At 53.1% G+C, this 12,119-nt stretch carries 10 protein-coding genes; all 10 read right to left on the reverse strand.

The features are described 5' to 3' along the window. Positions 1-157: 157 nt before the first annotated feature. Positions 158-1,696, reverse strand: coding sequence for a multidrug efflux MFS transporter permease subunit EmrB (emrB, locus tag FD744_RS21940; RefSeq protein ID WP_141399025.1), 1,539 nt, complete (start codon positions 1,694-1,696; stop codon positions 158-160). A 14-nt stretch (positions 1,697-1,710) separates the two neighbouring features. Then, the gene (emrA, locus tag FD744_RS21945) at positions 1,711-2,883 is read right to left on the reverse strand and encodes a multidrug efflux MFS transporter periplasmic adaptor subunit EmrA (RefSeq protein WP_160869395.1); all 1,173 of its coding nucleotides are present in this window, start codon (positions 2,881-2,883) and stop codon (positions 1,711-1,713) included. 149 nt (positions 2,884-3,032) lie between these two features. Next, a complete protein-coding gene (gene mprA / locus FD744_RS21950; RefSeq protein ID WP_034825472.1) occupies positions 3,033-3,563 on the reverse strand; it encodes a transcriptional repressor MprA in 531 nt (176 codons plus the stop codon). A gap of 653 nt (positions 3,564-4,216) precedes the next feature. Continuing rightward, positions 4,217-5,212 (reverse strand): glycine betaine/L-proline ABC transporter substrate-binding protein ProX, encoded by a 996-nt coding sequence (gene proX / locus FD744_RS21955; protein WP_058959187.1) that lies wholly within the window; start codon positions 5,210-5,212, stop codon positions 4,217-4,219. A 61-nt stretch (positions 5,213-5,273) separates the two neighbouring features. Then, a complete protein-coding gene (gene proW / locus FD744_RS21960) occupies positions 5,274-6,536 on the reverse strand; it encodes a glycine betaine/L-proline ABC transporter permease ProW (protein ID WP_160869397.1) in 1,263 nt (420 codons plus the stop codon). Continuing rightward, on the reverse strand, positions 6,533-7,729 hold the full coding sequence (gene proV, locus FD744_RS21965) for a glycine betaine/L-proline ABC transporter ATP-binding protein ProV (RefSeq protein WP_160869399.1): 1,197 nt from the start codon (positions 7,727-7,729) through the stop codon (positions 6,533-6,535). The genes proW and proV overlap by 4 nt, the downstream gene beginning before the upstream one ends. A gap of 412 nt (positions 7,730-8,141) precedes the next feature. Then, a complete protein-coding gene (gene nrdF / locus FD744_RS21970) occupies positions 8,142-9,101 on the reverse strand; it encodes a class 1b ribonucleoside-diphosphate reductase subunit beta (protein WP_160869401.1) in 960 nt (319 codons plus the stop codon). An 8-nt stretch (positions 9,102-9,109) separates the two neighbouring features. Then, positions 9,110-11,248, reverse strand: a complete 2,139-nt coding sequence (gene nrdE / locus FD744_RS21975; protein WP_160869403.1) for a class 1b ribonucleoside-diphosphate reductase subunit alpha — start codon at positions 11,246-11,248, stop codon at positions 9,110-9,112. Next, positions 11,227-11,631, reverse strand: a complete 405-nt coding sequence (nrdI, locus tag FD744_RS21980) for a class Ib ribonucleoside-diphosphate reductase assembly flavoprotein NrdI (protein ID WP_160869405.1) — start codon at positions 11,629-11,631, stop codon at positions 11,227-11,229. The genes nrdE and nrdI overlap by 22 nt, the downstream gene beginning before the upstream one ends. Before the next feature lie 4 nt (positions 11,632-11,635). Continuing rightward, the gene (locus FD744_RS21985) at positions 11,636-11,878 is read right to left on the reverse strand and encodes a redoxin NrdH (protein ID WP_038645282.1); all 243 of its coding nucleotides are present in this window, start codon (positions 11,876-11,878) and stop codon (positions 11,636-11,638) included. Positions 11,879-12,119 lie beyond the last annotated feature (241 nt).

Consider the following 12,119-nt stretch of genomic DNA (forward strand, 5'->3'; position numbering starts at 1 on the left):
GAGAATCGTAACGAGAGACGATATCAAGGGCCTGACTGAGCTGCATAAAAAAATCCGGAAACGAAGCGTTTCCGGATTCTTACACAGCCACTGGATCGTTCAACTGATCCTTAACTGACTGGCATTAGGCCGAAAGGCCCGTTTTTGTTTCTACTGTTTAGTGCGCGCCACCACCACCGCCGCCCGCGCCAAATGGCGGACGAGCAAACCACACCAGAACCAGCAAGATCAAAAATACTCCCGCTGATGCCCAGAAGATCTCATTCGCTGAGATGATCAGGCCCTGATTGGTAATTTGCTGTGCAATGTAGGCTGAAGCTTGCTGCTGCGTCATGCCCATGCTTTGCAGTTGGTCATACATCTGCTGCGAATTCGGGTTGAATGGATTCACCGATTCAGACAGATAGCTGTGGTGCATCGATTCGCGATCCGTCCACATGGTGGTGGTGATCGACGTACCGATTGAACCGGCCAGCGTACGCACAAAGTTCGACAGGCTTGATGCTGCTGCCATACGCTCTGGCGGCAACCCTGACAGCGTAATGGTGGTCAGTGGCATAAAGAAGCACGCCACGGCAAAGCCCTGAATAAACTGCGGCCATGCCGACGCACCAAAATCCATCCCCGGCTCAAACGTATACGCACGCCAGTAGAAGCACACCGCATACATGATAAAACTGAAGGTCACCAACCGCCGCATATCCAGCTTGTGGGCAAAGCGACCAATGATCGGCGACAGGATCACCGGAATGATGCCGACCGGCGCTGACGCCAAACCTGCCCAGGTGGCGGTGTAGCCGTATACCTCCTGCAGCAACTGGGGCAGCAACACGATCGAGCCGAAGTAAAGCATGTAAGCCAGGCTGATCGACAAACAGCCGATGGTGAAGTTGCGCTTTTTAAACAGCGACAAATCGACAATCGGATGGTCGTCCGTTAGCTCCCACACCAACAGCACTGCCAGCGCCACCACGGCGACTACCGTGAGTACGATGATTTCCGTGGAGCCAAACCAGTCGAGTTCTTTACCCCGGTCGAGCATCACCTGCAGCGAACCAATCCCCACGACCAACAGCACCAGACCGACGATATCAATCGGGCGGATCTCGGTTTTGGTTTCGCGTCCTCGCAGGGTTTGCAGAGTCAGCGCGACGACGACCACACCAATCGGCACGTTGATAAAGAAGATCCAACCCCAGTGATAGTTATCACTGATCCAGCCGCCGAGAATCGGACCGCAGATCGGCGCAACGATCACCGTCATTGCCCACAGCGAGAGCGCCACGCTGCGCTTCGCGGGCGGGTAGTTGTTCAATAGCAAACTTTGCGACAGTGGAATCAACGGACCGGCGACCACACCCTGGATGATACGGAAGAAAATCAGCATCTCCAGACTCTCTGACATGCCGCACGCCCATGAGGCCAGTACAAACAGAATGGTCGACCAGGTAAACAGCTTCACTTCACCGATACGTTTGGCTAACCAACCGGTAATCGGTATCGAGATGGCGTTTGCCACCCCGAATGAGGTAATCACCCAGGTGCCCTGTGAGTTCGAGGCACCAAGGTTACCGGCGATCGTTGGGATCGCCACGTTAGCAATGGTGGAGTCGAGAACCTGCATAAACGTCGCCAATGATAAGGCGATGGTCATCAGGACTAACGGCGCACCTTCAAGCGGTTTTTGTGCCATCACAGCCTCCCGCGGAATTAATCGGCGTTGGCACGGACGATATCAGTAATCAGCTTGTTAACCGGCGCGAGGTCGATTGCCAATGCGTTACTTTCATACGCCGCTTGTGGACGCACGCTACTGGCCAGTGTAGCCCCGTCTTTGTTCTGGGTATCCACTTTGACTAAGGTGGAGAGACCAATACGCAGCGGGTGTTCGGCCACCTGTTGCGGGTCCAGCTCAATACGCACCGGTAAACGCTGAACCACTTTGATCCAGTTACCTGTCGCATTCTGCGCCGGCAGCAGAGAGAAGGCGCTGCCGGTGCCCATATCCAGACCGACAACTTTGCCGCGATACTCCACGTCATCACCGTAAATATCGCTGATTACGGTAGCGGGCTGACCGATGCGCACGCCGGAAAGCTGCGTTTCTTTGAAGTTGGCATCAATCCACAAATTCGTGGCAGGCACTACCGCCAGCAGCGGCGTGCTGGTGGAGATCTGCGAACCGACCTGAACACTACGACGCGAAATATAGCCATCCATTGGACTACGGATATCGGTACGCTGCAGCGCCAGCCAGGCATCACGCAGTTCAGCCGCGCTTTGTTTGACGGCGGGTTGCTGTTCCAGATCGGTGTTCAGGATCATCGCCTGGTTCGCGTTGTACTGCTGCACGGCGACATCAAGTTGCGCTTTCGCCGTGGCCACGGCATCACGTGAGTGCTGCAGTTCTTCACGACCAATCAGGTTTGATGCACCCAGCGGCTCACGACGTTTCAGATCGGCTTCAGCCTGATCCAGCGCGGTCTGTTGCAGCTTGATGGTGGCCTGATACTGCTTGCCGTTGATCATCAATTGATGCGTCTGGCGGACGCTGGTGGCCAGTGCAGTCTGCGCTTTTTCAAACGCCTGCTCCGCATCGGTTTTATCCAGCGACACCAAAATATCGCCTTTTTTCACGAAGTCAGTGTCATCGAACCAGACTTTATTCACGCTGCCGGAAACCTGTGCCATCACCTGCACCTGATTACCTGACACATAGGCGTCATCGGTTTCCTGGAAATGGCGCAGCACCAAATACCAGTAGGCCAGATACGCCACCCCAATCAATACAAACACGATAGCCAGCAGGATCAGCACACCTTTGCGCTTCTTCTTTTTATTCGCTGGCTGTTGCGGGCTTTGCGCTTCCGCGGTCGCACTCATGTTGTTCTCCACGTTTTCCATTTAGCCGGGCTGTGTTGATCCTTCAACACGGTTTCCCGAGTCGAAAAAGCCAGCGTATAAGACGCTGGCCGGATAAAAGGGGATTAAAATAGCGATTTCGGAAGGTGATTGTGTCGCACTTCTTGCTATTAGCGCGACAGGGAAGCGATAACCTGATCTTCATCCATTTTATCAAGACGGTTAAGCAACTTGCGCGTAATCGCTTCCAGCTGATCCTGCTCGGATGTAGAGAGCGAAGACCACAGATACTGCAGACTCTGATGCTGCGGTGGCAGCAGCTGACGTAAGAATTCGTTACCTTTTTCGGTCAGGTGCAGATGCAGGCAGCGACGGTCATTATCGCTCTCGCGGCGCTCGATCCAGCCGCGTTTTTCCAACTCATCGGCAATACGTGTTGCATTAGTGCGTGAGGAACCCAGCGCAGAACTCAGTTCTGAAGGCTGGATGCTCTGGTTTTCTTGCGCATCAAGTGTAATCAGCGCCATGAATAAGGTCTCGTTAATTCCCTGCGCCTTCAACATCTTGTTGCGGTTATCCAGCAGTTTTCCCTGCATATGCATGCACAGACGAGTCAGGATGATTTCCTGCAACGGAAAATCTTTATGGCGGTTAGCACGGATGTTCAGCATCTGTTCAATGGGAGTAAACGAACTTTCCATTTTAAAAAAAACCTCTTAGTTGCAACTGGTATAGTAAGGATGGTGACAGATTAAGCGTAGTCATATTTTCCGCCAGTGATTGTTCGCACGATCACATTGTCAACATCTGGCGTTCCAGGTCGTTCCATAACCCTGGGCGCTTCGCCCTGACAACGTGCCACGCAGGATGGTTACATTGTCATCAATTCACATCGTGAAATATTTTTAAGAAAAAATAATTTCGCGAGAAAAAATAACTCTGGTGAATAACTGTGCTGCTAACCATAACAAACTCAATCATCAATGAATAGTCTCACTCACGTGATTGGGTTGGTCTTTACGCTTTCTAAACACTTTAGCTGAACGCATTACATCACGAAATCAATGGTTTAATTAACTTAATCGTAACAATTCCGGTACCAATACCGTACCAGCTAAAATGATGAATTGCATTCGTTGAGAGAATTTAACCTCAGGCATTGCAGAGATAAGTCTCGGCTTAGCAGCATTCATGGCGGAAGAAAGGCGTAGATAATCATTTGTGGTTAATAGTAACCCAAAAAATTATTTCAATGGTGTGTTAATTGACAGGACGTACCAGTGCGCTATAACGCACGAACTGTGCGGGGATTGAGAACAAAAGCGGCCAAAAGGCCGCTTTTAAGGGAAGAGGATTACTTTGCCGCCGCTTGTGCGTCAGAAATCCACTTATCAAACTCGGCCTGATGGCCTTTGATCCAGCCATCTACGTGGCGATTGATGTCAGCTTCAGAAGCCTGACCCGCATGCATGGCCGCGTTTTCGGCGTTGATATCACCAATCGGCAATTTCATTTCAGCAAACAGTTTTGCCGCTGCTGGGTTTTTCTCAGCCCAGGCTTTGTTGGCCACAATGTGCATAGTGTTGACCGGGAAACCGTAATTTTTACCATTAGGCAGTTTGGTGTCCACTTTGCTCTGCTCGCCTGGCAGGGAAGAGAATGGCACCTGCAGCCAAACCACATCTTTACCCGGTTTGAGCACGTCGCTCAGCCAGTAAGGTGTCCAGGTGTAATAAAGGATAGGTTTGCCCTGCTTGTAGCGTGCCAGGGTGTCAGCCACCATTGCTGAATAGTTACCCATGTTGGCCGTAACCGTATCAGCCAGGCCATAGGCTTTATTCTGGTGGTTAATCACCGCTTCACAGCCCCAGCCCGGCGTACAGCCCGTCATGTCGGCTTTGCCGTCACCGTTGCTGTCGAACAGTTTGGCGATTTTCGGATCTTTAAGCTGTTCGATGTTGGTGATGTGATACTGCTCGGCGGTTTTCTTATCGATCAGATAACCCTGAGCAGCGCCGCCAACGTAAGTGCCTTCACGGTAAAACTTGTTATCACCGCCTGCCGCTTTATACATGTCGTCATGCAGCGGTTTCCAGTTAGTGGCTATAAAGGTGGCATCACCTGCCGCGATGGTGGTGTAGGCTACGTTGTAATCGACTTCGCCCGGCTTCTCAACGGTGTAGCCCAGTTTTTCCAGTGCGCGGCTGACAATCAGCGTCTGGAAAGTTTCTTCTGCGATAGTGCTTTGCAGAGGTTTAACGGTGATGCCTTTACCCGGCAGGTCGGCGGCGGACACGTGCGTCGCGGCGAACGTCGTCAGGACGGCAGCGAACAGAGCTGTCTTGCGCATAGTCATTCCTTATTTTACGTGTTGCGTCAGACGGACGGCCACGCTGGGCCGTCCATAGAAATCAGGCTTTTTTACTGAAGGGGCGCAGCAGCAGGCCAATTGGACCGGTGCTGTACCAGTGACGGTTGCCACGGCTGCGGCTATCACGGGCGAACGACTGAGTCAGGCGATCAAGGATAATCGCCAGAATCACGATGCCCACGCCGCCGACAGTTGCCAGACCCATATCTAAACGACCGATACCGCGCAGCACCATCTGGCCTAAACCACCCACAGCGATCATCGAGGCGATAACCACCATCGACAGCGCCAGCATCAGCGTCTGGTTCACACCGGCCATAATGGTCGGCATCGCCAGCGGCAACTGCACTTTGAACAGCATCTGACGCGGGCTGGCACCAAAGGATTCGCTCGCTTCGATCAAATCGGCGGGCACCTGCTTAATGCCAAGAATGGTCAGACGCACCATCGGCGGGAGCGCAAAGATAATGGTCACCACCACGCCCGGTACGTTGCCGATACCGAACAGCATCACGATCGGCACTAAATACACGAAGGCCGGCGTGGTCTGCATCGCATCCAGCAGCGGACGAATAATGCGTGCCGCGCGTTCACTGCGCGCCAGCCAAATGCCCAGCGGGAGGCCGATGATGATGCAGAACAGCAGGGCGGTCAGTACCAGCGCCAGTGTCACCATCGCTTGCGACCACGCGCCAATAGCACCAATCGCAATCAAGGAAATGAGAGTCGCGATTCCCATGGCCGGGCTGGCAATTTGCCAGGCAATCAACGCAAATACCACAATCGCCACGGGCGCGGGCATGCCCAGCAGCAACTGCTGGAATGCGCTGAGGATATAGTCGACCGGCACGCGAATGCCCTGGAACACCGGGCGGAAATGGCTGACGACCCAGTCGATGCCTTCGGTCACCCAGCTGTCGAGTGGGATCCAGGTCTTGTGGAACGGATCCATGATATTAAAATGCTCGGGAGCCGGAGCGGGCGCGCTGTTGAGCCAGTCACTGCTACTGGCGGCACTGCTGGCGGCATCATGTCCACCGCTCGCCGCTGATGGATCACCCCATGCATCGGCTGAACCACTGCTACTGGCTGCGCTGCTGGCAGCATCATGTCCACCGCTCGCCGCTGAAGGATCGCCCCATGCATCGGCGGAACCGCTGCTGGACGTGCTGTCGGCGGGTGCGCTGCTGCTACTGCCGCCCCAGGGATCGCTACTGCTGGCCGCGGCGCTCGAATCTGTGGTCGCGGGTTGCTGCGTGGTCTGGCTGGCGCTGTCCCACGGATTGCTGGTTTGTTCACTCATGACTGGGCTCCTTCACGATCTAAAGCGCGCAATAGCATGCTTTTGGAAATAATACCGACGTACTGATTTTCTTCGCCAACCACCGGCACCGCGCAGGGCGCTTGTGCAACGTGGGAGAGCAAATCGTTCAGGGAGGTATCCGCAGGAACCGCTAACGGCGTCTCAAGCAGGGCGCTATCCAGACCTTCACCCGCAGCCAGTGCCGCTTTGAGTGAATCGGTTGAAACTACGCCGACAAATTTCTGTTTCTCCAGCACATAGCCATATTCGCGGTCTTCATCCTGAAGCAGTTTAATGGCGGAACGTGGGCCAAAACCGGCCGCTTTACGAATCAGCGCGCCGGCGCTACGACGGGCAATATCCTTAGCGCTAAACACATGGCTAATATCGACACCCCGGAAGAAGGTGCGCACATAATCGTTAGCGGGATTATTCAGGATTTCATCCGGCGTACCGACCTGTACCACTTCGCCACCCTGCATGATGGCGATGCGATCGCCAATACGCATCGCTTCGTCGAGATCGTGAGAGATAAACACAATGGTACGCTGATGTTTCGCCTGCAGTTTGACCAGCTCATCCTGCATTTCGGTACGAATAAGCGGATCGAGGGCGGAGAAGGCTTCATCCATCAGTAAAATATCGGGATTGATCGCCAGCGCGCGCGCTAATCCGACACGTTGACGCATACCGCCGGAGAGTTCATCTGGATAGGAGTGAGCATAATTATCCAGTCCCACCTGACGCAATGCTTCCAGCGCTTTTTCCTGACGTTCCTGTAACGGCACGCCCGCTAATTCCATGCCGAAGGCGGTATTATTCAGCACCGTCATATGGGGCATTAATGCGAAGGACTGGAATACCATGCTGATCTTATTTCTGCGCACTTCACGCAGTTCAGCATCCGATATTTTCGCAATATCGACACCGTCAATGATCACCTGGCCGCGAGTGGGCTCGATCAGACGATTGAGAAGGCGAACCATGGTGGATTTCCCTGAACCGGAGAGCCCCATGATGACGAAGATCTCGCCTTCTTCAATGGCCAGACTGGCATCTTTTACGCCGACGGAGAGACCGGTTTTCGCCAGAATACTCTCTTTGCTTTCGCCTTTCTCAATCAGCTTAAATGCCTTTTCGGGGTGATCCCCAAATACCTTATATAAATTCTTTACTTCGAGTTTAATTGCCATGCAGTAATTAATTTCCCGGTTAAATGTTTAGCTATTTCTTGTAGTGATCTCGATTAAATTTAAGCGCCCTATAACCTAGCATAGTGAGAATATCTGACAACCCTTGGTTCGGATATTTGGCTGAGCGAGCGCGTGCAGATTGGCGATAATTCCAGTGCTCACAAGGGATGAGAGCGAATCATTTTTTTCTGAATTTTTTATGAAATTAACCCGCTTTCACGGCAAATGCTCAGTGAAACACGAATAAATTGCGCTTATGTAGGCGATATAATGGACGAATTAATGGCGCTAAAATGACAAAATAATGAAGCTGAGAAAGGGAAATAACGAGGGAATATTTGTCAGTCTAATCAGTAAATATGAAGGTGATGAAAGGGCGCGTTGTGGCGCGCCCTGTGCAGCAGGCCTGATGCTAGAAATTCCAGTCCTCGTCTTCGGTTTCCACGGCTTTTCCCATCACGTAGGAAGAACCTGAACCGGAAAAGAAATCGTGGTTTTCATCGGCATTCGGTGACAAAGCCGAGAGAATGGCCGGATTCACCGTCGTCAGCTCTGACGGGAACAACGCCTCATACCCCAGATTCATCAACGCCTTATTAGCGTTGTAGTGCAGGAAGGTTTTTACCTCTTCCGCCCAACCGACATCCGCATACAGCGCTTCGGTATACTCCACTTCGTTTTCATACAGCGCCAGCAGCAAATCGATGGCAAATTGCTGCAGCTCTTCACGGCGTGAATCGTCAACTTTTTCCAGTGCTTTCTGGTACTTGTAGCCGATGTAATAACCGTGCACCGCTTCATCGCGAATAATCAAACGAATCAGGTCAGCGGTGTTGGTCAATTTGCCACGGCTTGACCAGTACATCGGCAGCCAGAAACCGGAGTAGAACAGGAACGATTCCAGGAACACGCTGGCGATTTTCTTCTTCAGCGGGTCCTCGGCACGATAGTGCTCCAGCACAATCTTCGCCTTGTTCTGCAACGCTTCGTTTTCCTCACTCCAGCGATACGCCGCATCGACATCGGCGGTGTTACACAGGGTGGAGAAAATCGAGCTGTATGAACGCGCATGCACCGCTTCCATAAAGCTGATATTCGACAGCACCGCTTCTTCATGCGGCGTGATGGCGTCTTCCATCAGGCCCGGCGCGCCGATCACGTTCTGGATAGTGTCGAGCAGCGTCAAACCGGTAAACACGCGGATGGTCAGCTGCTGTTGCTGGTGGTCCAGCGACTGCCAGGCTGGCAGGTCGTTGGACAATGGCACTTTTTCCGGCAGCCAGAAGTTACTGGTTAGACGGTTCCACACTTCGAGGTCTTTTTCGTCCTGGATTCGGTTCCAGTTAATCGCTTGAATTTGTTTAAGTTGCATAGTTTTCATCACAATGAGCAGGAGACGCAGCCCTGGACTTCGGTGCCTTGCAGCGCCATCTGGCGCAGACGAATGTAATAGAGCGTTTTGATACCTTTCTTCCACGCATAAATTTGCGCTTTGTTGATGTCACGCGTGGTGACGTCATCGCGGAAGAACAGCGTCAAAGACAAGCCCTGATCGACGTGCTGCGTGGCTTCAGCGTAGGTATCAATGATCGCTTCCGGACCAATCTGGTACGCATCCTGATAGAGATCCAGATTCTCGTTGGTCATAAACGGCGCCGGATAGTAAACGCGGCCGGTTTTACCCTCTTTACGGATCTCAATGCGCGACACGATCGGGTGAATACTCGATGTCGCGTGATTGATGTACGAGATCGAACCGGTTGGCGGCACCGCCTGTAAGTTCTGGTTAAACAAGCCGTGTTGCATCACTGATTCGCGCAATGCCTGCCAATCGGCCTGACTTGGCAGCGCAATGCCTGCATCGGCAAAAATCTGTGCCACACGCGCGGTGCGTGGCAGCCAGGCGCGATCCACATACTTATCGAAGTAGTGACCGTTGGCGTACTGCGATTGTTCAAAGCCATCAAAACTCTGATTGCGCTCTTGTGCCAGCAGGTTCGACGTGCGCACCGCGTGATAGGTGACGCAGTAGAAGTAGAGATTGGTGAAATCCAGTGCCTCTTCCGAGCCATAAGCCATGCCTTCACGCGCCAGATAGCCGTGCAGGTTCATCTGACCCAGGCCCACCGCATGTGAACGACGATTGCCTTCCGCGACCGACGGCACCGAGTTGATTTCGCTCATCTCAGAAACCGCCGTCAATGCGCGCACGGCGGTTTCAACGGTCTGCGCCAGATTGCGGGAATCCATAGCATGCGCGATGTTCAGCGAGCCGAGGTTACAGGAGATATCCTTGCCCACGCGGCGGTAGTTAAGATCGTCATAGAATTCGCTGGCGCTGTTAACCTGCAAAATCTCTGAGCACAGGTTGCTCATATTGATGCGACCAGCAATCGGGTTGTGACGGTTCACGCTGTCTTCGTACATGATGTACGGATAGCCTGACTCAAACTGAATTTCTGCCAGCGTCTGGAAGAAGTCACGCGGCTTGATGTAAGTCTTACGGATACGATCGTCGGCCAGCATCTCTTCATACAGCTCGCTGATGCTGATATCACCGAACGCTTTGCCGTAAATGCGCTCAACGTCATACGGCGAGAACAGCGCCATATCGCGATTCTCTTTCGCCAGCTGGAAGGTGATATCGGGGATCACCACGCCGAGCGACAGCGTTTTGATACGGATCTTCTCGTCAGCGTTTTCGCGTTTGGTATCAAGAAAGCGGAAAATATCAGGGTGGTGAGCGTTCAGCCACACCGCGCCCGCGCCCTGACGCGCACCAAGCTGATTGGCGTAAGAGAACGCATCTTCCAGCATCTTCATTACCGGAATCACGCCAGACGACTGGTTTTCGATGCGCTTAATCGGCGCACCGGATTCACGCAGGTTAGAGAGCAGGAAGGCCACGCCGCCGCCGCGTTTTGACAACTGCAGCGCCGAGTTCACCGCACGCCCAATCGATTCCATATTGTCTTCGATGCGCAGCAGGAAGCACGAGACTAACTCGCCGCGCTGCTGTTTACCGCAGTTGAGGAAGGTTGGGGTGGCTGGCTGGAAGCGGCCGCTGAGCATCTCTGCCAGCAATTCGCGTGACAGAGATTCGTTGCCGCGTGCCAGCGTCAGCGCCACCATGCAGGCGCGCTGCTCGAAGGTTTCCAGATAGCGTTTACCGTCGAAGGTTTTCAGCGTGTAGCTGGTGTAAAACTTCCACGCACCGAGGAAGGTGTGGAAACGGAAACCCCAGGCATCGGCTTCATCGTGCAGCTGGCACAGGAAACTGAAGTCGTACTGATTCAGTACCGTGGCTTCATAGTAGCCTTCCTCAACCAGATAGCGCAGGCGATCGGCCGCCGAAGCGAACTGTACGGTATTCGGCTCTACATGCTGCAGGAAGAACTGGCGCGTAGCCTCGTGATCTTTCTCGAACTGAATGCGGCCATCGGCGTCATACAGGTTCAGCATCGCGTTGAGCGCGTGATAATCCAGCTGCGTGCTGTTCAGGGTATCTGTCGTTGCCAAAATTGGGTTACTCCCGCTTTTACATTAGCGATATCGTCGGGGGTTCCCATCAGCTCAAAGCGGTAGAGATAAGGAACCTGACATTTCTGCGCAATGATGTCGCCTGCCAGGCAATAGCCTTCACCGAAGTTACGGTTACCGGCAGCAATCACCCCGCGGATACCGCGTCGGTTGGCGTCATCATTAAGGAATTGAATCACTTGTCTGGGCACCGCACCCCGCGCACTGCCGCCGCCGTAGCTCGGCACCACTAAAATAAAGGGTTGGTCGATATGCAGGCGCTGCTTGCCATCAAGCGGTATGCGGCAAGCAGGCAGTCCCAGACGAGTGATAAATCGGTGCGTGTTTTCCGACTGGCTAGAGAAGTAGACCAGTGGGAACATCGCCTTATCCCCCGACTGCAGCGAGCTGGCGCAGGCTGGCGATTTTGTCAGGGCGGAAGCCGCTCCAGTGGTCATCATGGGTCATGACGACGGGCACCTGGCGATAGCCGAGGGATTTGAGGTTATCAATGGCTTCCGGTTGGGTATCGAGGTTGATCAGCTGATAGTCGATACCTTTACGGTCCATGGCATTTTTTGTCGCGTTGCACTGGACACAGTTGTTTTTAGTGTAAATAATAATGCGCATGATTCGTATTTCCCTTTGATTGCGGTCTGGATGCGAGATACGAAGCAAAATCCTATTTGCAGCGAACTTCGTCCTTGACGACATCTGGTAGCGAGTTGATGGGTTGAATACTAGATGTAGTGCTCGTGGTGGTCAAGCCCACCAGATATAGGGATTTTGTATTTTTATCTTCGGATAAACGCTAACACCAGAGATCATGCACCTTCCAGGCCCGAAATTTTTTTTGTAAAGGCGAGGGAGG

It is taken from the genome of Pantoea sp. Taur (genome assembly GCF_009830025.1).
Classification (GTDB): Bacteria; Pseudomonadota; Gammaproteobacteria; order Enterobacterales; family Enterobacteriaceae; genus Pantoea; species Pantoea communis.